Below are 21,592 nucleotides of genomic sequence, written 5' to 3' on the forward strand. Positions count from 1 at the left end.
CTTGATTGTCAGGCGGCTTGCTGCTCGATGTGTGCAGCCGGCATCAGGCGCCACGGCAGCAACTCGTCGATGCGGTTGATGGGATGATCGGCGATGCGCTCAAACACCGTGCGCAGGTAGGCAAACGGCTCGATGCTGTTCAGGCGCGCCGTACCGATCAGCCTATAGATCACCGCCGCGCTTTGGCCACCGCCGTCGGAGCCTGCGAACAGATAATTGCGCCTGCCGAGAACCAGCGGCCTGATCGCGCGCTCCGCCGTATTGTTGTCCACCTCGACGCGCCCGTCTTCACAATAGCGTATGAGTGCATGCCAGTGTCCCAGCGAGTATCTGATCGCCTTCGCCAGCCCCGATTTCGTCGATACCTGTGACAGCGTGTGTTCGAACCAGGCCTTCAGTTCAGCGAGCAATGGGGCCGAGCGCAGCTGACGCGCAGACAGGCGCACGTCCGGCGTCTGGCCGCGAACCTCGCGTTCAACGGCATACAGCGCCCCAATGCGGCGCAGTGCTTCCTCGGCAATTGGTGAGCTGTCCAGCTTGTACAGGTCGTAGAACTTGCGCCGCGCATGCGCCCAGCACCCGGCCTCGATGACCGTGCCGTCACGATATAGCGCGTCATACCCGCTGAAGGCATCTGCCTGCAGGATTCCCGTGTAGCCCGCCAGATGTTCCCGAGGTCGTTCACCTTTGCGGTCGGGTGAGTACCTGTACCAGACCGCTGGCGGCGCGCGGCTCCCTGCCGGGCGGTCATCGCGCACATAGGTCCACAGGCGCGCCGTGCGTGTCTTGCCACGCCCCGGCTCCAGCACCGGCACGGGCGTGTCGTCGGTATGGATCTTGTCTGCGGCGCGCACGTAACCACCGAGCGCATCGGACAGCGGTTGCAGCAGCGCAGCCGCTTCACGAATCCACGATGCCAGTGTTGCCCGGTCCAGTTCGATGCCCGCGCGGCGATAGATGCCGGCCTGCCGGTACAGCGGCATATGGTCAGCGTACTTCGCGACGACGACCTGCGCGAGCAGCCCGGCACCCGCCATCGAGCGCGCTATCGGTCGCGAAGGTGCAGGCTCCTGCACCACTGCAGCACAGCGCGGGCAGCTCAGCTTCGGACGTACGTGACGCAGTACCTTGAAGTAGCCGGGCACATAGTCGAGCACCTCCGAGACGTCTTCGCCGAGCGCACGCATCTGTTTGCCGCATTCCGGGCATCCGCAGTTTGACGGCGCATGAACAACCGTATCGCGAGGTAAATGGGCAGGGAAGTGCCGCGGTTTGCGGCGCAGTGGAATAAGGTTCGTGGTGGCCGACGTATCCGCAGTCGCGTCGGCATCAGGCGCCTTCGCCGGTGCTGCCATATCTGGTTCAGGAACAGGCAGCTCACCGAGCGCGAGCTGCAACTGGTCCATCAGTTCTGTCATGCGCTCCGATGAGCGGCCATACTGCCATCGCTTCAGTCGCGAGATCTCGGCCAGCAACTGCGCGATGGTCTCGTCGCGCGAGGCGACGATGCGCTTGAGAGCGGCGATGTCATCGGGCAGATGATTGGCTGGCATGCATGCCAGTGTAAATGAAGCCCACGCGCTTGTGCGTTCCCGCACCCGGCGTTACGCGGCGTGCGTCGGCTGCCACGTCCGCTCTGGATGCCGCCAGTCAATCCCCTCGAGCAGCATCGACAGTTGGGCGGCTGACAGATGGACTGTTCCCGAGTCCGCCTGCGGCCACACGAAACGTCCACGCTCGAGTCGCTTCGCGTACAGGTTCATGCCGTCACCGCTCCACCATAAAATCTTGATGAGGTCACCGCGACGCCCACGAAACAGGAAGATGTGCCCCGAGAAGGGATCACGTCCGAGTGCTGACTGCACCAGCGCGGCAAGTCCATCCATGCCACGGCGCATATCGGTAACGCCCGCTGCCAGCCATACGCGGGTACCGCCTGGCGGCGTAATCATGCTGGCATCAGGCAGCGCAGCACGAGGCGCAGCTGCACGGGGTCGACCATGCCCGTGACGCGTACACGGGCACCGTTCAGTTCGATCTCGATGCCCGACGCTGCCGGTACGCTCTCGCGATGTGGCTCGACAGGCTGTAGAGCGAGCGACGCCGGGTCTGCGGCATCGCCGGTCGGTGCATCAGGTAGCGCTACGGGCAGCAACACCGCTGCGCTGTGCGCCACCCCTTCAAACAGGCCCGCCCGCAGTTGCCGGCGCCACTTGAACACCATATTCGGATTCAGTCCGTGCGCCTGCGCGAGCTTGGCCACCGAAATACCCGGCTCGCACGCCGCGACGGCAACTTGCCGCCGGTACTCTGGTGTGTAGTTCGGTCGGCCCTTGCGGTTCGATGATCGCGCATTCCGTGTGTCCAAAGTAGTCCCCATCACTTGAAGTAACGGACATCACTTTGGACACCGGCTTCAGCTCTGTCCATGCGGCCACGAAATGACGCTTACGAGGCATAGACGCGCGACAACTCGGGAATGGCAAGCACGCCGTGCACCGACGCGACGTTTGTGATGCGGCCAATGACACGCGACGCAGCCGCATCGAAGACGATGACCTCACCATCGCCCAGGTGAGCGATGAACAGCAGCTTGCGTCCGGGGTCGTAGCTCTCATAGTCTAGGCGCGTCGCGGCACCCGGCAACGGAATATCGGCGATGTGCTTCAAGGGCAGATCGCTCGCCGCCAACTCGTCGGACGCAGCCGATGCCCGAAGGAGGGCAGGCCCCACAGCCGCGAGCGCAACGAACAGGGAGACGAACAGTGGCAAGCCAATGGGTCCAATGCGCGGAGTGTTCATGACGTCCTCCTGTTCAGGCCCGTACGGTCGCGAGCCGGTGGAACTCAGCCGCGACAGTGGTCTAGGAAAAAATTTCCACTCGCCTTTTGCGGCGCGCTATCGCGCCGCTCCGCCCTGCGCGTCCAGTGCGGTCTTGACCGCCTACCGATGCATCGTTCCGATCAAACGCGAGAATCTCGACGCTTGGCTTGTTCCTGATCCGTCCAATCTGAAGTCGCAATGTTTCAAACCAGCAGAAACTGGCCGATGCTGCGGCGAATCAGTAGGTATCGCGGCAACTCCGGGCCCTTTAAGGTTCACTGTTTTCGGCCAATACCACACGTGTTTATGCCGCATCCGCATAATTCGCCGAGCCGATGGCTAACATTGAGCAAGTTGCGGTTCAGCGATTGATCGAGTGGCGAAGGTCGTCTGAATACTACTAATATAATGGCTGTTATGACAGCGACGGATGCAAGTATGGGCGTCGGGGCATGTATTAGCGTTCCTGTTGGACAGGGACACCGTTTTTGATCTCGTCGCGGTTAGGTTGACTGCGCGTATATTATACACGGTCCCGGACGTCGCAATCTCTGTCGGGTATCTATAAGTTAGCAGAAGAATGCGATGCGCTCAACCATCAATAGGTGAAGAGGAAAATGACCGTCGATTCCCGTGCTGGGCCACGTTTTGAACCGATTTTTCGGAAAAAGATACTGGCGAAGCGTGTTACCACGAGGAATTTTAGCTATGTAATAACGCGATTGTCGTTTCATTGGCTTAATAGGATAGCGGACGATCATCTTCAGGCACGAGGCCATAAGATGGCCGTCTTTGCGAATGAACATATAGGCGGATTTATCCATGCTTTCGGGGTTTACGAGCAGGAGGAGCTTGACGCACTTTTCAATTTCCTAGAGCCTCTACGTGATGTTTTTCGTGCAGGCATGGCGCTAGACATCGGTGCCAATGTCGGCAATCACAGCCTCTACTTCTCCAGGATATTTAACGCGGTTCAATCCTTTGAGCCAGATCCATCGACTTTTTATTTGCTCAAGTTCAACGTGAGTTTTCGCAAGAAGATCACCGCATACAACATCGGGCTAGGAGATCATAAGGGGACTTTCAGGCTGTTAGAAGTACCGAAGAACATGGGCGCCTCCACTATTGTCGCTGATCAGGTCGAAGGCAAATCCAGCACGGACTACGTCGATGTGCAGATTGTCAGGCTTGATGATCTTGACTATCGCGATGAAGGCCCCTGTTTTATCAAAATTGACGTTGAGGGTTTCGAACCAAGGGTACTCCAAGGCGGCTTAAGGACGATAACGAAGCACTGGCCACTTATAGTATTGGAGCAGCATGAAAGTGCCTTTACGGAAGGCAGTACAGAATCGATTTTCATATTGAAGAACTTGGGATATGAATTTTGTTGGCATCAAAGCGGGGTAAGATCGCGAAACACCTTTGTTCGTCGCATTTTCAACATCAAAGAGTTGTTTATTGGGCGTACGCACAAGATTATTACTGCGGAGACGATTCCAGCGGGGGATTATTCAATGCTTATAGCGGTACCTCCCCGCTTTAGAGATCTTCTCCATCTTTGACGCGGAGCAAATAGTAGTACACCGGATTATCAAATTTCACGCTCAACGCTTGTTAGTTTTCTGTCGCATTTGCGCACTGATGTAGAATTGAGCGGCGGAATTTTCGGAAGCGAACCTTGAAAAAACATATAAAAACGAAGACCGATCGAACGAAACCGCCTGCGGGGAATGCCGCCAATGACCAAACGCCGACCGCACGAGACGAGCGACAGCGCGGGTGATGGCGCCAGAAGCGCCCGACCAGCGCAGTTGACTCTGAAAGCGTGGTTGTTGCCCACGCCGATTTCGGTAGGATCGATCGCCTTGCTGCTGAGACTGAAAGAGTTTGTCGCCGTGGCCACCGAGACCATGGAGAACCTGGATCTGATGCTTGAGCATTGGAAGCTGCGCGCGGTGCTGACGGACACCCGCCTGTGTTATGCCGACGACTTCCCGGTTCGGCATGCGGCGAGCGACGTTGCCTTGTAGTGGTCCAATGACTCTGGACACCTCTAAAGGGGATAATCTCCAACCGAGGTGAGAAATGAGCAGACGGAACATAACCGACGAATTCAGGGCCGAGGCGGTGCAGCTGGTTGTCGCGCAGGGCTATTCATTTGCCAGGGCCTGCGAGGCGCTGGGCATTGGCGATACCGCGTTGCGGCGGTGGGTGGCGCAATGGCGGGCCGAGCAGGCTGAGCCTCCGCGCACCGAGGTGCAGCTCAAGGCCGACCAGCGACGTATCCGGGAGCTGGAGGCACGCGTGACCGAGCTCGAAAGGGAGCGCGAGATACTAAAAAAGTCCACGGCCTTCTTCGTCAAGGAACTGGATCGCTCCTCGAGGTGATCCGTTCGCTGAAGAAGGCCTGGCCAGTCAGCGTGATGTGCCGGTTGCTGAAGGTGCCGCGAAGCAGCTACTACACCTTTGCCGCGCGGCGGCCCGCCAGGGCTGCGGCTTCGCCGGCCCTGCTCAGGGCCGTGCGTGAAATTCACAACGAAAGCCGCGGCAGCTATGGCAGCCGCAGGATGGCTCAGGCGTTACAGCACCAGGGCCATGCGATCGGACGCTACCGCGCGCGGTCGTTGATGCGTGAGGCGCAACTGGCTGTGACGCGACGACGAACGCACCGTTACCGCAGGGCTGACGGTGAAGCGCTGGTGGCGCCCAACCTGCTTGAGCGCCGCTTCCAGCCGCCGGCGATCAATCAGGTGTGGGCGGGCGACATTACGTACGTGAGAACGCTTCAGGGCTGGTCCTATCTGGCGATCGTGATGGACCTGTATTCGCGCCGTATCGTCGGCTGGGCGTTCGCGTTGTTGCCGGATACGGTTCTGGTTATCCGGGCCTTGCAAAGGGCGCGCGAGCATCGACGCCCGCCGCCCGGCCTGATGTTCCACTCCGATCAGGGATGCCAGGGCGGATTCAACCGGTCGTCGCAACACTAGAATGTTGAACGGATTTTAGGTAGGCGTCCAGGGTTTCCGCAGGCGTCTTCCAGCCGAGCGTTTTCCGGGGCCTTGCGTTTAACGTGTTAGCAACTGCCTGGAGCTCTTGAACACTCCATCTGGACAGGTCCGTGCCCTTTGGAAAGTACTGTCTTAGAAGGCCATTGGTGTTTTCGTTCGTACCACGCTGCCATGGACTGTGCGGGTCGGCGAAGAAGACCTTCACGCCCGACTCTTCACGCCCGACTCAATAGTAAAGCGTGCGTGATCGGCCAGCTCTTTGCCACGATCCCATGTCAGTGATCGCCACAACTGAGCAGGTAAGTCCCCCACAGTCTTCTTGAGTGCGTTGGCCATCGTGACAGCTCCATAGCCGGCGAGCGCGGGCCCGTTCTTCGTGCGTGGGATCACCCCATAGCCTTTCTCGCGAGGCAAGTGCACGAGCATCGTAAAGCGGCTTGATCTCTCCACCAACGTGCCGATGGCTGATCGATTTAAACCGATAATCAGATCTCCCTCCCAATGGCCCGGCACAGCACGATCTTGCACCTCTGCAGGCCGGCTGGAAATCATCACCTCCTCGCTGACATGCGCCCATGCCTTGGCACGCGCTCTCGCTCGGGGAACGCGCAAGGCACGCCCGGTGCGAAGGCAACCCACCAGCTCCCGCTTGAGTGCACCGCGCCCTTGAATATAGAGGGCTTGATAAATGGCTTCGTGAGAGATGCGCATAGATTCATCATCCGGGAAATCGGCCTTCAATCGATTAGCAATTTGCTCGGGTGACCAGCCGTTGACCCACTTTCGGTCCCCGCGATGTGGTTTATTGCGCCCCTTGAAGGGCGCCTGCCTGGGACCTGCAATATCACGGCCATCCGCGTCACGCACCTTGCCCTCCAAACGCTCCCGTACGTATTGGAGCAGCCGTGCATTACTCGTTAGCTTCGCCGGCTTTGGTCGTTTGGCGATCCGCTCCGCCTTCCACTGCGCGACCGAAGCACGATACTCGAGGTACCCACCACGTGTCGCCGCATTGCGGGTAAGCTCTCTTGAAACGGTTGATGGACTGCGTCCGATGCGGCGGGCGATTTCGCGTACACCGATGTCTTGAATAGAAAGCAATGCTATCTCTTCTCGCTCAGCGAACGACAAGTATCGACCAGCGATAGGTTTCGACATGAATAGTGGCATGCCGCCACGATAGCGGAACCAGCGCGAGCCTACCGCCTGAGACACGCCGACCGCCTCCGCTGCTTTCTCGCTTGTAATGCCGGTTCCGATCTGTAGCCAAAAGCGACGCTCGACCTCATTTCCAAGCGACGGCGCACCCGGTGAGTACATCGCTGCTCGCCCTGTCAACTGATACACCCGCTTTGCACTTTGAACCATGGCAACACCTCCTTAGTTTAAGGTGTTGCGACGACCGGTTGAATCCGCCCAGTACACCAGCGCGCATTTCGTGAACGAACTGAAGGCAAACGGCATCATTCAGAGTATGAGCAGAAAGGGAAACTGCTGGGATAACGCGCCGGTTGAACGGTTCTTCAGAAGCCTGAAGAACGAGTGGATCGACGAGAAAGGGTACCCGGATCACGCGCAGGCCGAGCGCGACATCGGGGCCTACATCGACAACTTTTATAACTACAGGCGCATCCATTCGGCGGCAGGCGGTCTGCCACCGGCACGGTGCGAAGCTTCGTTTTTTTAAAAATTCGCCTTTGGGGTGTCCAGGTTTGCTTGACCACTACACCTTCAGTGTCCTGCTTGTCACGATGACCAACATGTTTCCCGAGGAGACCGCGAGCGATATCGGGGATGAACAGGGTTGGTGAGAGAAGAACTGGGCCTGTCCGTCACCGTGCGCTTTGGCAGATCGAGCCGCTTCGGCTGGGCCTGCTGACGTTAACCAGACCAACGTCGCTTCCTCGTTCCGATGTTCAGGAAGGTGTTCGCGTTGTCGCAATAGGCGTCACCCGCCACGTTTTAGTCGCCTCACGCGCTGGCGCATCGAACGTGATACACATCGCCCCAGATGCAGGATGCTTCGCATCGCGGCATAGTCCGCACTCGCTCGCGTGACCTCCAGCCGGGGAACCAATGTTCCCCCGAAACCGCTGAGGAACTTGAGAATGCCGACATTGGAAATGCCGTCGAAATCGAAGGTGAGACTTCTTTCCCGGGCATTGCGCATGGCGTTCCATAACAACAGGCCGATGACACCGCCGTGGGCCTCTTCTTTTCTCGACGACAGCAGGTAATACATCGTGTGCTTATCCCATATCACCGCGATGGCGGAGCACAGGCTGCCGTCCGCCTGGTAGGCGCCAAGCACCATGCCGGATCCCCTCGAGATGAAGGCATCGACGAGTTGCTTCATGACGTGCGTGCCGTACACGTTATCCCGATTCCGGCGCGTCAGATTGGCATCGTAGAAGCTGACGAACAGGTTCGCGTCCGTTATCTGACGTACGGTGTGCTGTTCGCCGGCACGGCGAATCAGGTTGCAGGTATTCGGACGAAGTCCGGCCCATACCTCCGGCTCGGCCCTGACGGGCTCGATCCGCATCGTATAGCTTACGGCGACCTCGAAGCCCAGCAACGCAAATCCAACGGCATCCGGGATGTGCGGGTCGAACCGCTGGTAGAACAGCGCGCACTCGGGCAACTGCTCGACGAGGGCTTGCGTTGCACCGAAGCAATGACGCCAGTCATCGTCGCCCGTGCCTTTTGCTGCCGGAATCACGGGACCGAGCGTGCGCGTTAGCGGGGGCAAGGTCGAGAGGCGCCAGATGCCCTTGCGCGTCACGGTGTACGGCATTTCAGCGATCAGTTGACCGCGCTCATGAACCGACGCCAGCTTCCAGTTGCCCCCGGTCGCGATATCCAGCCACCAGGGCTCATGGAAAATCGAGCGCCCGTTCAGACCGGCGCGTGCGGCGTGGACGACAGTTGCGCTGGCGTTGCTCACATCGGTGCGCATTCGGTCGAGTTCGATTCGTGGTGCAGGCATCAGCTTCACGGAGACGTCTTCGTTTACCAAGGTATCAGCGTAAATGTCGCAAGCAGCCACCCAAGGATTCAATCGGCTGGAGCGTTCGCAGATGACGAGTTTAGACACCGACATGACCCTGTGGCTTCACTCATGAAACCAAGGATGTAGTCGGCCTGTCGCGCTTTGCCGTTAAAAGACCGCTGTCGCGGTGTCATGTCAAGCTGGGATCGACAGGGCAAAGCGTAGCGGCAGTCCAGATTTGCCATCTGTGCGAGATCAAACACTCGCAGATTCAATGATACTGCACCGAATGACCGGGATTTCTCGCAGGGTCTGGTTGGGTGCCTGTCTAAGGCGGTCTTTCGAACAGCTTTCGAGCGCAGGGCAAGACTGGCAGGCGCGGTTATCTTCCAGTCTGAACCACTTGACTGCAGTGGAGCGCGAGAAGGCCATGGCGGCTTTGATTAATCTCATGTGGGCGCGTGAGACGCGTCGCTCTAACGCACGATAACTGCTCCGCTAAAGTGGGTGGCGGGAGAGACGATCCGGATGCTAGACGATAGAGCGGCTTCGCGAATTGCGAGATATCGCGCAGTCGACAAAAGTGTGTGCTCGACTTTCGCCGTACCGGAGCGCCTCGTCTTCATGCAAAAATTCAGCTTGCTCTGGAAAACTTGCAATCGCCGGAGATAACTTGTCCGGGGAAAAATGGACCAGGAGACCCTGAATCTGCACCCCATGCCGTGAAACGACAGACTCCGGCACGGAGTGACACGCACTTCGATGCAGTATCCGCGATACGGCGCGCTAGATTCGTAGGACATAGCTACTCCCCCGAACAGGTGGACCTGAACGGCGCAACCATCATGCCTGTCCTATGCGCAGGCAATTGGGAGAAAAAGCCGCTGGGGCGCGCACCTCCCTGAATCGAATATATCCGCCGGATACATTAATCATGTGTTTCGTGAGGATTAGCGTGCCATGTCGAGCCCCGCGTATTAGCGGGAGGCGGCGGTATTCGGATGCTGATCCGGCCTGTTCCGGATTAGCGACGCGTAACGCGACTGCAGCTTCCCATATGTCTCCCGCGCAAGGCGGTTCTGCACGGCTTCGATCTGTTCAACAGGTGTAACCTTCGGTGGACTCACCAAAGGTACGATGCTTCCCGGGCAAGTGCGGACGAACGCCGACAGGCAAAGGACCGGCCAGGAACGACATGGAGACTGCGGAAGTCTTTCCCTGGTTTTTACTGAAAAAATCTAATCAACAATGAGGTCGACAGCACTTACGCATTCGTCGATCTGCCCCGTTATCGAAGATCAACGGCTCGGCCTTGCCGGTCGCGGCAATGAAGTAGCCGACCTGCGCGTGATTCGCCCGCACCTTAAGGGGTTTCGTGTTTAGTTCCGATTGTTCGACATCAAGCCACCGGCGAAGTCTGCTCGAGGCTGCTGATCGGCGCGTGATCCGAAACGGCGGCACGACCTACGCACCAGCTGTATCAGCCGCCTATACGACCGCGTGGGGGGAAGAACTGCCCCGCCACGGCAACCGACACCGGCACCAGCCAGTCGCTCTGCGTGTTGCGGCAGACGACGGCCAGAGACGGCACTATATCGATACGGACACGGTAACGCTCACTTACTGAATTTCGGCACCGCCGCGACGGGGACATCCGGCGCCGCGGTGTCCGGCCCGCTGGCGACCCGGTTACGGCCACCTCCCTTGGCCTCATAGAGCGCGGCATCGGCCGCATTGATGAATGCACGAAGCGTCGCATAACGCTGCCCGACCGTGCAGGCGACCCCCACACTGATGGTCACGACGTGATGGACGCTGGCCACGTGATGACGGTCAAGCGCCTGGACGGTTGCACGAATCGTCTCCGCGATCCGGAGCGCGCCGTCCAGCGGGGTATTGGGCAGCAGCACTGTGAATTCTTCGCCGCCGTATCGGGCGGCGGTGTCGCCCGGACGCCGGATCGCCTCGCTGATACACGCAGCGACAGCCGCCAGTGCATCGTCGCCGGCCGAGTGACCGTACATATCATTGAAGCCCTTGAAGTGATCGACATCGATCATCAGCAGCGACAATGACAGGTCGCTACGCTGCGCACGGCGCCATTCCGCCTGCGCCATGTCGTCAAAGGTGCGCCGGTTGCAGAGTCCCGTGAGCCCATCGGTTCTCGCAAGCGATCGCAGTTCAGATTCCATCGCCAGACGCCGCTTCAGCTGCTGCGCGAACAGCACGGCCAGCGCAACGATCAGCAGATCGAGCGCAACCATCAGAGAACCGATGATCCACGCGCGCCGGCGCCATTCCTCATAGATGTCGTAGGTCGCGAGCGCCACGTCGAGAATCAGCGGAAAGCCGGCGATGTGACGAAACGCGTACCAGCGTTCGACACCGTCAATCGCGGCGGTGCCAAAAAAGTCGCCGCTTGGCGCCTGGGCAAAGCGCGTGTAATTGGCGGTGCCCTTCAGGCTTCGCCCGATCACCTTGCTGTCGTAAGGCCGGCGCATCAGCATGGTCCCGTCGTCCAGCATGAGTGCCATCGAACCGTTGTCGCCCAGATTCATCCCGGCGAACAGTCGACGGAAGTAATTGACGCGCATGGTCCCGACGACCACACCGGCAAAGCTGCCGTCCTGCCGTGACAGCCGGCGGCTGAGCGCAATGGTGGTGCCGCCATTGCTGAGCCGGGGCTCGAACGGGTGACTGACGTACAGACCGGCGTCCGGTCGGCCCCGATGGATCTGGAAATAGTCGCGGTCGGCGACATTCACCGGACGCGGTGTCAGATAGCGGGAGTCGATGATCACATTGCCTGTCGCGTCCGTCACCAGCAGCGAGCCGAGATCCTTCGCAAACGCCGCGCCGTCGAACAGGACCATCCGGCGGATGTCGGGCGGCAGGTCGGCCACGCCGGGTCGTCGCAGGCCATCGGCCACCGCCTGCAGGGAAAGATCGTAGACTTCGAGATTGCGCGACACGTCGCGCTCCACCAGCAGCGATACGTTAAAGGCCGCTTCCTGCGAGCGCCTGAGCGCATCGTGCCGCATCTGCGTGAGGACCCAGCCCGCGATGGCGAGAATCGCACAGGCAACGAAGACGCTGACGCCGATGATGGTGTTCGGCCGGCGGGTCATCGGTCGACCGCCACGGCCCCGGTTTCCTGAATCAACGTAGCTCCTTGTCACGAATATTTCCGCATGCCGTGTCGCGCATTAATACCCGGGCGACAGACTGCGACCGGAGGCACAAAAGTCTTGAGACTATCAGGTGTTGCTAACGGTCAATGACCCGAACAACGGTGGTTTTTACGTTTAGTCCGCTGTGATTGCGAGGTCTGCCATCACCTTGTCAAGGAAATGGTGACGGCAATATTTCAAATGCTGAAGAACAACCGGTCGTCCGCGTTTAGCGGTATATGCCGCTATATCCAGACGGGCTTATGTCACGCTGAAATGGGCTCGAACCAGACGAAGCTCAGCAACCCGGTAACAGTCCCGATCGTCCGCTCCCATCAAAACAGTCGCGAAGAAAAGCGCGGTACCTGCAAGTGACTCAAGCTCCGGCTCGCGGAGCAACGCGAGCGTCGAAGTGAACGGCAAGCCTGCAACGCGCAGCGAATCAAGCAAGACAGTGACGGTCAACGGCAAGACCTGCAGGAAGTACAGCCATTTCAATGGCTGCATCAACCGAAGCGCCTATCGCAGTCTCGGACGAATACATAAGCCAATGACCTGTGGGCTTGATTCGGGACGACGATGGATGCTGTAAAAGTTTTCGGTTCGAGGTGGGTGCTTACGGCCTGGATAGATCTGATGCCGCAGCCGACGCCGTTCCTTGGAACAAAACCGCTGGCTGAAGTGATTCCTTGACATGCAGATTGTCCTCCCCGAAACCGGAAAGAAGCGTTGCAGTGTTTTTTCGTCCGAATCGCTCTTGTTTCCATTGTGACCCAATGGCGACACGTACACGATAGGCCGAGGTGTAATCGGTCATGGGGCAATCCCGCAAGAAATGTGACCCATCCCACATCTACGCGTAGTGGACCCAGCGCAACATATATCTCCGTGAGCGGAATGCATGGCAGACACGTTCGTGTGTGGTTACGGTTCGACGACGCCAGAAGCGCGTGCCACTTCGCTGCATGGCTCATGACAGTTGCAATTCCAGCCACTCGTTGTACCGGGAGGCGATGTCGGGGTAACGGGGACAAATCGAGGAATCGCATTATGATGCAAGCATTTTTTGCGGATGTTCGTGCGCCCGCGAAGCGGACGTTTCCTGCGCACTGTCGGGACAGAACGGGTTTCCAACTCGAGATAATCACGAACCCCGTCAGATTTCGTGCATTGCAACAGGAATGGAATGATTTATGGTCCAAAGAGGAAGGCAGGTATGGCCAGGCTTTCGCCGCATGCTGGCAGTGCTGGCTATGCGTCGCACAACCGCGCGGCAGGAAGCTGTGCTGCATCACGCTGCGCGAGCAAGGGCGGCTCGTCCTCGTGTGGCCGCTTGTCACCTACCGGAAACTTTTCTGGACAGTCGTACGCCCGCTTGCGAGTGAATCCACCGATTACACAAACATCCTCGTGCAAGGAGGCGCGTCCGCACCGGCCCTGATCGAGCGCGCCTGGCATGCGGTCGAAAGGCTGTCCGGCGCCGATGTGATCCTTCTTCCTTTCACGAGCGCCGACTCGGGACTGTACGAACTGGCATCGGGCAAGCGCCATGTGATGGTCAAAACGGCTCATCCGCTGGCGGTTGCGAAACTGCGTTGCGAAAAGGACTGGGAGACCTATAGCGCCTCGCTCGGCCGCCTGTTCAGGAACAGGCCGGGTTCGCTGGAACGGCGCCTGTCAACAATGGGTGCCATGCAGATACGCATTCTGGGACCAGAGAACAAAGACGAAAACGCGCGACTGGTTGACTGGATGCTGTCCTGCAAGCGCCAGTGGGCCGCGCGCACCGGTAAAAAAGGCGGGTGGCTGTATTCCAGGGAGTATCGGGACTATCTCGTCGCGTTGCTCAACCAGACGGATGACGGGATCATCGCCAGGCTCCTCGTCCTTAGCCTTGACGGCGAGCCGATCGCAGTGAACATCTTCGGCGTTGGGAAGAACTGCCTCGACGACCTTATCGCGGGATTCGAGCCGGCCTATGCGCGACAGACGCCCGGCGCCATTGCAACGGAGCACTGCGTCAGATGGGCGCTCGAACACAATCTCGATATGGACCTCGGCGCTGGCACGGAAAAATACAAGGGCTACTGGAGCCGCCAGCACATATCGACGGTGTGGAGCCTGCAGATTGCCAATACGCTTTGGGGACTTCTCGGGTTCCACGCCGATAACCTGCGTCAACGCGTCCGTTGGCGGCTGCCCGTCGGAGCGGAGGGGTTGTGCCATGAAAGCTCGACCAGCCGGGCGACCGGATAAACCGAAGCGCGCGTGCTGGAGGGACGACCGGGTTCGAGCGTTGGACACGCCCTTTTCGGCTCAACCGGGAATCACCGACGACGACGCGACCATGGTCATCCCGAGGTCCCTTGCGACAACCCAGATCATGGTGCTGCTGCTGAACCTCCCCACGTCTGCGGTTCTTGCATATTTGACCTCCTTCCTTTCTATTATGACGCTGGCGTTCGGCGGGATGACGCCGTACAGTCGCGCTGGATTCGCCTCGCCACGGACAAGGCTCGACCTGGATAAGGTTGACGAACCTCTGCATCGCAGCGCACGACCACAGCGGCGCCGTGCACGGTCCTGGCGATGTGGGCGGAAGACGACGAAGCCACCGCCGTCGCCGTAGTGACCATGAACTGCGTTGATGCCGACGGATCGCATCGTTGATGTTGCGCGATGCGCCAATTATTTACGCCTGGATCAGTTGGCGCTGGAGTCTGCGCGATCTGTTGCGCGTCGCTGGCCGGCAGCTTGCCGTCGCGAACTTCCCTGATTAGCCGTGGAGCATGGCGGACACGCGGCCCGCTGTCCAATATGTTCCTGTTCTGCTTCCCGATCCGCGCAGAAATACCATGTAAGCGCGCGGGTAACCGGTCGCGACCGGCTACCGGCTGGTAGTGAGCGAGGTGCTGTTGGCGAGGCGACTGGACCGTCAGCGAACATCAGCGCCAGCGATCAGGGACCATCGGTTGACAGCTCGACACGCATTTCACCGACATTCAACACGTCCCCTTTTGGCGAATTGGGCCCATTGACGCGCACGAGCGATATTACGGCCTCGTTCAGATCGGCGACACCCAGATTCTGCAGCACATCGGTCAACGACAGCGTCAACGTGCGGCTGTTGTGGTGAATGGCGCCGGATGCTTCGAATGCGCCAAACGTACCGATGAAATGAGATGCCCTGGCGACATCCGCGTCGCCGCGGGCAGGCAGGTTCAGATAGATGTTGTAGTAATAGCCACCGTTTTTACCGAGCGCGGTGATCGCCAGCTTATCCAGTACAAGGCAAGGATACTTGAACGTGGTCGTGCTCGCCTGGGCTTCCGGAGCTGCGCTTGCTGCTGCCGTCGACATCGCATCCTTCAATGATGAAATGTCCGACGGTTGCAGTGGCAGACGTGCGCTGACCGATGCCTCCTTGAGCGTCACATTCGCGACGCCGCCAAGCGAGCGCCGCCTGTTTGAGATCCGGCGCGCAGCCGTATTCGGAAAGTTGCCGAATGCAGGACGGACCAGGATCGGTGCAAGCTGCGCCTGCACCCGGATGATGCGACCTTGCTGGGCGCTCTGGGGCAGCACGGTCGGCACATTGTTGGGCGCAGGGTATCGATAGTTAAGAATCTCGGGGCGATAGCACTTCGATTTCGCGATCGTGAGATTCGTCGCATAGGTGAATGACCCCGACCAGTAGGAGCTATTTTGCGCCGGCACGATAGTCGAAGCCTCAGCACACCACGCGTCCCACAGCCGATCGACATTCGCGTGATGCACAAAGAAGATCGGATCGGTAGGCGACGACATATCAGCCATCCATCCACCGATAATATTATGCACCGGGTTATGAGGAGCCGATTCAAACGACGCCTCATAAGAGTTTGACGTCCCGCGCTGCATATTGATGATGCTTGACGCATAAGGCGCGAGCGTCAGCGCACCATAAACATCGGTATTGACCCGCCCGGATATATATAACGGGTTTCCGCTGGCCGGATCGGTGAATTCGCTCGGCATGTCAGGATACTTGTAGTAGTCCCAATATGGCAGTGTGAGCGCACTGTCTCCCGACACCGTTCTCAACTGCTGTTCGAAGTAGTACAGATAGCCTCGATGCCAGGCGAAAAAGTACGGCACCATGTGCGGACAGTAGTTGAGGTGCACATCGACCCAGTACGCCCATGACGTCGGTTTGGTGGCATCGGTCGCGGCTTTCATCAATTTCAGTGCATTCAGAAAGGACGCATATTGCGGCGTCGTTTTGAATACCTGCCATTCCATCCGCGTGGGCAAGGCTGTCTGGCTAACCCCCGGTACGGGTAGCGACATAAGCGCAGCGGCCGAGGCGGATCCTTTGAGAAAAGAGCGACGGTTGAACTTATTCGTTGCCATTCAAAGTCTCCTCCAGTTGGAGATACTGGCGTGGATTTATCTGTGAGAATGTCTCGATGGCGCCCGGCGATGCGATTCGCTTTTCGTTTCTGGAAAATCACGCGCCGGATAGATACACGATAACCCAGCGATTCGTGAAGGCGTCGCGCTATCAGATGAGAACTGTGCGCAATCCCACATCCCTTCATGGCCTGGTCGGCGAAAGAGATGCATATGCCTTACTGAAATCGAATCTTTTTTGACAAGTCTAATCGAACAGCCATCGACGAATATTGCCGGTCCAACGGTAAAACTCAATGTTGCACAACGCACGACATGGGCGTGAACATCCAACGCCCGCTCTTTTACGGCCGCTTATTATTTTCTCCGATGCTATGGGAAGACTGTGAAATCAAGCCCGCAGGAGTAAAGCGCGGATTTCCGGGCCCTTTTTCTCCGAAGGAGCACGCAGAATGGATGCGTCTGACACAGCCCTTCATGGGCAGAATTCGACGGCAGGTACCCGGTTGTACATGGCATTTGAAGTGGGCGAGACAAGCTGGAAGTTCTCAGTAGGTCGATGATTGGTAAGAAAACAAATGATGAGATCCGGCCTGCTGTTGCAAAGCAATTGCGCAATATGCGCAGGCGCGCCGCATGACCACGCAGCCCGGAGCGCTTCCGCCCCGCGAGGTAAGCGAGATAGATTTGCCGTACCTGGCTCGTGAGCGTATAGGATCAGGTGCCCCGCCGCCATATGCGATGATGAAGTCGATGCAACGCGTTCCGCGCCGCCCGTGCCCATCGAACTCACGAGAAGAACGATATTCATGGCTGCCCGGCCGCCGTCGTGGCGGTGCCCGTTGGCCAGCCTTGCACGTAGACGAGATAGTAGATGAGCGTCGTCGCGTGCATCAGCGCGGTGGCCGCGAAAATGCCGGGAATAGCCAGCCAATGCGTCATGACGACGTTGGCGACAACCTTCACGACAAAGCTCATCAAGGCGATGATGGCCATTTCCCGGTAACGTCCCGCGCTCGCGAACAGCGTCAATAACACGAGGCCGGAGAAATAGAACGGCACCTGCATTTGCCCCCAGCGAAAAAGCTCCGCCACGGCCGCCGTATCCCGCGCGGTGAACGCGCCGCGCTGGAACAGTAGCGCGACGGCTTGCGGAGCAAGCAGCCACGACACCAGCGCCACGCCCGTGCCGAGCAGAAACATGAGCAGCGTCCACTTCAGCGCGGTATGGCGGGCGCGCGACAGATCGCCGACGCCGATGATATCCGACAGGATCGGCAGGATGGCCTGGCCGATTGCGAGCGCGCCCATGCTGAGCAGCAGCGAGAGAATGCGGTTCGTGTAGCCGACCGTGGCGACCGCGCCATCGCCGTAGGCGACCACGAAGAACTGATCCAGTATCGGCGTGCAGCACATGACCACCTGGCCGAGGGCGAGCACCCGCACCGCCCGGTACACCCGCTGCCATTGCGGCGCCTTCAGCGTCAGACGCAGTCTGTAGCGAATCGGGTCGACCTGCACGGACAGCATTCGCAATATCAGCGTTTGCACGATGTACCCGCCGACCGTGCCGCCTATGAGCGGTAACGCCGAAACCTCGCCGCCGGCCGACAGAACGAGGCCCAGCACGAAGCCGGCGGGCAGACCTTCGAGCAAGGTGTTGATGTGGCGTTCGCGCGATTGCAGCCGTGCCGCGTAGGCGCTGGACACGAGCATGAGAGCACCGATCGGTCCCATCGTCACGATCATCTGCCGGCAGATCGCGCGCGTTTCCGCCGACAGGTTCGTCGCGCCGATATGCAGCGCGAGCGGCCAGCACGCATAGAGCAATAGCGTCAGCATCGCGCCGACCACGATGGCCCATCCTTCGAGCTCACCCAGAAAGCGGGTCTGATCCGCAAGCGGCTGCGCGCGCAACTCGACAAAGACGGGTACCAGCACTATCGAGAATACCGTCGCGATCACGACAGGCAGCCAGCCCACCAGCGTCATGGTCAGCTGGTATGCATCGACTATCGGCCCCGTGCCATAGCGATACGCGACCGCCATTTCCTTTAGTGCGCCCGCGCAGCGTCCGGCCAGCACGAAAACCGAAATGCGCATCGCACCGCGCGCGATGCGCATATGATCGGGGTGGAATGGCGGAATCTTGCTTCGTAACGTGCCGAAGTACGGAAACACGCGCTCACCCCGCCGTCATGTGAATGGCTTCATTGAAGCCGCGAGCGTCGTCGCCGAGCAGCCGATCAGCGTTCCCGACGTTGGCCTGTGAATGCCGGATGTCGCCGTCGCGCGCAGGGCCATAAGCGGGACGGTGCCCACGTCGCTGAACGTCATGGAGCCCGAGCGTCGCTTTCAGATAGTCGTACAGTTGATTGAGCGTGATACGGTCATCCATCGCAACATTGTAGATGACCTGCAAACGGGCGAGTTCTTCGCGATCGACCGCATTGGCAAATGCGGTAGTCTGCCGGAGAAAATGGCTGTGCGACGCGTGAGCGCCGGTGAATTCGCACTCTGCCCTGCCTGAATGCGTTATGAAATCTTCGGAAGTGGCGTCGCTGCTGGCACAACAGCTGCTGAATTTTTCGAACTTCATGTTGCCGCACATCATCCCGAGCCCACTCGCTTCGTGGATGACCAAAAGTAACAGATGGGAGTCGACCGACTTCAGTGAATTGCCGAGATGGACGCCCCGCTGAGCGGTACGCGAAGCGCCTCCCGTCCGGTCGTGCGGCAGCGGTTCACTCCCGACCTTTCCAGCATTACTGCGTTGCGTTTTCTGGCCGCCAAGAGTCAGTGCAGGTGTTGGCGGGGACGGAATCCACTTGTCGGTCGCGGACAGGAGCGTTGACGCGTGGTTGGACGGACGCGTTGGCACGTTCATCGTAAGGCTCTCTTGGGAATCCTGCGTCGCGCGCCGAAAGATGCCATTCGGGCAACGTGTGCTTGAGCGCAAATGCAAATAACTTATCAGATGCGGGCGAGTCTCACTTCACACCTTGTGCTTACGGCGTTCCGTTCGATGACACACATTCCTATGAATCCAGTTTTTGGCATTCGACGGGCCTTCTCGGCAGCCCCCCTGATTTGCGCGCTGGGCGCTGGCGGCAATTGAACGTCGCGCTGTCGTGCCTGCCGGTAGCGCATCCTGGGCGCGGAATGAGCAGATAGCCACGTGCCCACGAGCCGTCCGGCATTTCAGCGCGCTAGATTCGGTCTGTCGCGGGGTGAGGCAATTTTCGACCAGGCGGTCGAGGTTGCCACGAACTCGGTGTAGACACGGCGGGGCATCTCATCGAACACACGCTCGCTTCAGTTGCGGGCGGTTTGTGCGGTCGAGGCATACGCAAATTCGCGGTGACAGGCGAGAAAAAGCCGGGTGCTGCCATCCGTACCTGACGTGCAAACTTACGCATTGGCGCACAAGTCGATCCCTGTACACCCGCAACCCAATCGATTGGAGAATTCCGGTCGCACTGGCGTTAAAGTCCGGCAATTTCGATGTGCCTGACTTCTTCAGGAAAACGTCCAGACGTCTCGACCGGATGAAAACCAATATTTTCACGACCGGGAAAGATCGTCTGATTGCACCTCCAACGACACGATTGAATTGCGTCGCCGCGACGATTTGCGCTCCACGTTCGTAACCCGTAGCCGTACGACCCGAAAGAACCCTGGAACGACGCTGAATGGTCAGGCAGCGCGGGCGACGTGACCGTGCGAATTCATTGCGATCGGTGGAAGCACAACGGCCGTTGGGCCGATCGAAAACGACCACCACGTCGCGTTCGCGCTGTCCCGACTCGATCCGGCCCGCTTCCGAAGTGGCTCCATTCGAGGGCTACTTGATTCAGGGATGGCCGTTCAGACCGGGAGTCCGTTTATCCTGATTTTCAGTCACCCGTCTCACGGCGAGTACCTTGCCGCTAAACGAGTGGGCCCGCAACCACTGCAAAGCTTCACCTTGCCGTCCTGTGTCCGTCTTCACGATACGAGCCTGCAGCCTTCGAATCTCACGATAGCATCGTGCCCAATCGGCACGATTCCAATGCATTGCGTGATTGGAGGACGCGCTGGTGCCGGCTTGCTGCATTGTCGTTTGCTGCTCCTCCTTTGAAGGCTCGTCCAACTCTTTCGTGACAAAAAACCATGTGGAAGTCTTTTTCAGCACCAAACCCGTCTGTCGCGACAAACAACAAGACAGGACTACATATCGAGTCAGTTTGGCACAAGCCCATGCCGCAGTCCTGGAGTCGGGGAGGTGTAATGATCTGCATTCGATGAACATCGTTGGCAACGATAGTTCCAGGCAACGGGTGTGCTTGCCCGATGGTGGTTTTGCCGGCGATACAATTTTTCCTCACCCCTTTGCGACCGCGAAAAACAACGATTTTTGATTCTTTGCAATGATTGAAACTGCGAAAATAAACAATCCGCGCATGCGGTAATAAATTTCTCAATATCAGCTTATAAGCGGCCATGCCAGACAATGCGGCTATAAATAGTCCATTTAAATATGAATACGTCGGCTGCCGGTTCCATGGGTCCCCCTCCAGGTCGGGCTGCGCAAACCTGTCACGACTTCCATGGTCCTCGTGCCAGCACTACGAAGGACGGCCATTTTCGATATGCAGACTTAATAATCAGACGAATCAAAAAGATACTCCCGCATATTGCAATCGAAAATCGAGCGGTTATGATGACATCTCCGTAAGGATTTCCTGAACGCTTGCTTCGCAAACGAGAGAGAAGTATTTGCCGCATTCGCCGTGGAGACGGTAATTAATGCCTCCGACGCAGACAGACTAAAACGAGGAGACAAATATGCTGAGTCCCCATGAATTCGCCACCCTGATGCTCCTCAGGGACGCGCCCGATCAGATCGACCTCGAGCGCGCCGAGATCGACACGCTGCTGGAGCGTCAACTCATATCACTGGGGGGTCTCGCCTCTGGCCATTCACGTCCTCATGTCACGAGCGAAGGCGCGTCCATTCTCAAGGCCGTCGCGCGCAGGCGTTATTGAATTGCGGCGTGTGCCGCCGCGCCACGCGGCGAGCGCGCCGAAGAAAGTAAGCGAAGTGGCTTTAGTTGGACTTTAATGTGTAAGTGCCCCTGGTTTTAACGACCCGCCGAAGTATTCGTGACGCATGCTGCCTGGCAGGCGTCCGTGCGCTTCGGTTCATCCATCATCGCTATTCG

Annotated in this window: 16 protein-coding genes and 4 pseudogenes; 6 read left to right on the forward strand and 14 right to left on the reverse strand. The window is 58.7% G+C overall.

Features of this window, described 5'->3' with window-relative positions:
• Positions 1-8 precede the first annotated feature (8 nt).
• From tnpC to CUJ90_RS19830, 4 genes and pseudogenes are all read right to left on the reverse strand, one after another.
• Positions 9-1,553 (reverse strand): IS66 family transposase, encoded by a 1,545-nt coding sequence (gene tnpC / locus CUJ90_RS19815; RefSeq protein ID WP_114163742.1) that lies wholly within the window; start codon positions 1,551-1,553, stop codon positions 9-11.
• 51 nt (positions 1,554-1,604) lie between these two features.
• Positions 1,605-1,952: an IS66 family insertion sequence element accessory protein TnpB gene (gene tnpB, locus CUJ90_RS19820; protein ID WP_114163688.1), complete on the reverse strand. Its 348-nt coding sequence runs from the start codon at positions 1,950-1,952 to the stop codon at positions 1,605-1,607.
• A complete protein-coding gene (gene tnpA, locus CUJ90_RS19825; protein WP_073430870.1) occupies positions 1,949-2,380 on the reverse strand; it encodes an IS66-like element accessory protein TnpA in 432 nt (143 codons plus the stop codon). The genes tnpB and tnpA overlap by 4 nt, the downstream gene beginning before the upstream one ends.
• A gap of 71 nt (positions 2,381-2,451) precedes the next feature.
• Positions 2,452-2,802 (reverse strand): annotated as a pseudogene (locus CUJ90_RS19830) (YncE family protein); the annotation flags it as partial.
• Positions 2,803-3,440: 638 nt separating this feature from the next.
• Between CUJ90_RS19830 and CUJ90_RS19835 the strand changes: the two are divergent.
• The 3 genes and pseudogenes from CUJ90_RS19835 to CUJ90_RS19850 all read left to right on the forward strand — a co-directional run.
• Positions 3,441-4,388, forward strand: a complete 948-nt coding sequence (locus CUJ90_RS19835) for an FkbM family methyltransferase (protein WP_114163743.1) — start codon at positions 3,441-3,443, stop codon at positions 4,386-4,388.
• A 177-nt stretch (positions 4,389-4,565) separates the two neighbouring features.
• Positions 4,566-4,856, forward strand: a complete 291-nt coding sequence (locus CUJ90_RS19840; RefSeq protein ID WP_208645274.1) for a hypothetical protein — start codon at positions 4,566-4,568, stop codon at positions 4,854-4,856.
• A gap of 55 nt (positions 4,857-4,911) precedes the next feature.
• Positions 4,912-5,783, forward strand: a pseudogene (locus CUJ90_RS19850) (IS3 family transposase); the annotation flags it as partial.
• 7 nt (positions 5,784-5,790) lie between these two features.
• On the opposite strand, the pseudogene CUJ90_RS19855 reads toward CUJ90_RS19850, so the two are convergent.
• Positions 5,791-7,202, reverse strand: a pseudogene (locus CUJ90_RS19855) (IS30 family transposase).
• A gap of 40 nt (positions 7,203-7,242) precedes the next feature.
• On the opposite strand from CUJ90_RS19855, the pseudogene CUJ90_RS19860 reads away from it, so the two are divergent.
• A pseudogene (locus tag CUJ90_RS19860) lies at positions 7,243-7,521 on the forward strand (integrase core domain-containing protein); the annotation flags it as partial.
• A 261-nt stretch (positions 7,522-7,782) separates the two neighbouring features.
• Here CUJ90_RS19860 and CUJ90_RS19865 read toward each other — a convergent pair.
• From CUJ90_RS19865 to CUJ90_RS32425, 4 genes are all read right to left on the reverse strand, one after another.
• On the reverse strand, positions 7,783-8,931 hold the full coding sequence (locus CUJ90_RS19865) for a GNAT family N-acetyltransferase (RefSeq protein ID WP_161553706.1): 1,149 nt from the start codon (positions 8,929-8,931) through the stop codon (positions 7,783-7,785).
• A gap of 1,511 nt (positions 8,932-10,442) precedes the next feature.
• A complete protein-coding gene (locus CUJ90_RS19875; RefSeq protein WP_073432906.1) occupies positions 10,443-11,954 on the reverse strand; it encodes a sensor domain-containing diguanylate cyclase in 1,512 nt (503 codons plus the stop codon).
• A gap of 303 nt (positions 11,955-12,257) precedes the next feature.
• On the reverse strand, positions 12,258-12,503 hold the full coding sequence (locus CUJ90_RS19880) for a hypothetical protein (RefSeq protein ID WP_114163746.1): 246 nt from the start codon (positions 12,501-12,503) through the stop codon (positions 12,258-12,260).
• A gap of 109 nt (positions 12,504-12,612) precedes the next feature.
• Positions 12,613-12,813 (reverse strand): hypothetical protein, encoded by a 201-nt coding sequence (locus tag CUJ90_RS32425; protein ID WP_152035364.1) that lies wholly within the window; start codon positions 12,811-12,813, stop codon positions 12,613-12,615.
• A 233-nt stretch (positions 12,814-13,046) separates the two neighbouring features.
• Here CUJ90_RS32425 and CUJ90_RS19885 point away from each other — a divergent pair, with 233 nt between their 5' ends.
• Positions 13,047-14,252, forward strand: coding sequence for a GNAT family N-acetyltransferase (locus tag CUJ90_RS19885; protein WP_161553707.1), 1,206 nt, complete (start codon positions 13,047-13,049; stop codon positions 14,250-14,252).
• Positions 14,253-14,954: 702 nt separating this feature from the next.
• Here CUJ90_RS19885 and CUJ90_RS19890 read toward each other — a convergent pair.
• From CUJ90_RS19890 to CUJ90_RS32865, 5 genes are all read right to left on the reverse strand, one after another.
• Positions 14,955-16,388, reverse strand: a complete 1,434-nt coding sequence (locus tag CUJ90_RS19890) for a tyrosinase family protein (RefSeq protein WP_114163748.1) — start codon at positions 16,386-16,388, stop codon at positions 14,955-14,957.
• 807 nt (positions 16,389-17,195) lie between these two features.
• Positions 17,196-18,491 (reverse strand): murein biosynthesis integral membrane protein MurJ, encoded by a 1,296-nt coding sequence (gene murJ, locus CUJ90_RS19900; protein WP_244220096.1) that lies wholly within the window; start codon positions 18,489-18,491, stop codon positions 17,196-17,198.
• Between the two features lie 82 nt (positions 18,492-18,573).
• The gene (locus tag CUJ90_RS32430) at positions 18,574-19,275 is read right to left on the reverse strand and encodes a hypothetical protein (protein ID WP_152035365.1); all 702 of its coding nucleotides are present in this window, start codon (positions 19,273-19,275) and stop codon (positions 18,574-18,576) included.
• A gap of 966 nt (positions 19,276-20,241) precedes the next feature.
• Positions 20,242-20,484, reverse strand: a complete 243-nt coding sequence (locus tag CUJ90_RS19910; RefSeq protein WP_114164663.1) for a reverse transcriptase N-terminal domain-containing protein — start codon at positions 20,482-20,484, stop codon at positions 20,242-20,244.
• Entirely contained in the window at positions 20,405-20,872 is a 468-nt protein-coding gene (locus CUJ90_RS32865) for a hypothetical protein (RefSeq protein WP_167449675.1), read from the reverse strand. Before CUJ90_RS32865 ends, CUJ90_RS19910 begins: the two co-directional genes overlap by 80 nt.
• Positions 20,873-21,215: 343 nt before the next feature.
• On the opposite strand from CUJ90_RS32865, the gene CUJ90_RS19915 reads away from it, so the two are divergent.
• Positions 21,216-21,416 carry a hypothetical protein gene (locus CUJ90_RS19915; RefSeq protein ID WP_114163752.1) on the forward strand — a complete coding sequence of 67 codons (201 nt, stop codon included), beginning with the start codon at positions 21,216-21,218 and terminating at the stop codon, positions 21,414-21,416.
• Positions 21,417-21,592 lie beyond the last annotated feature (176 nt).

The organism is Paraburkholderia terricola (assembly GCF_003330825.1).
Classification (GTDB): domain Bacteria; phylum Pseudomonadota; class Gammaproteobacteria; order Burkholderiales; family Burkholderiaceae; genus Paraburkholderia; species Paraburkholderia terricola.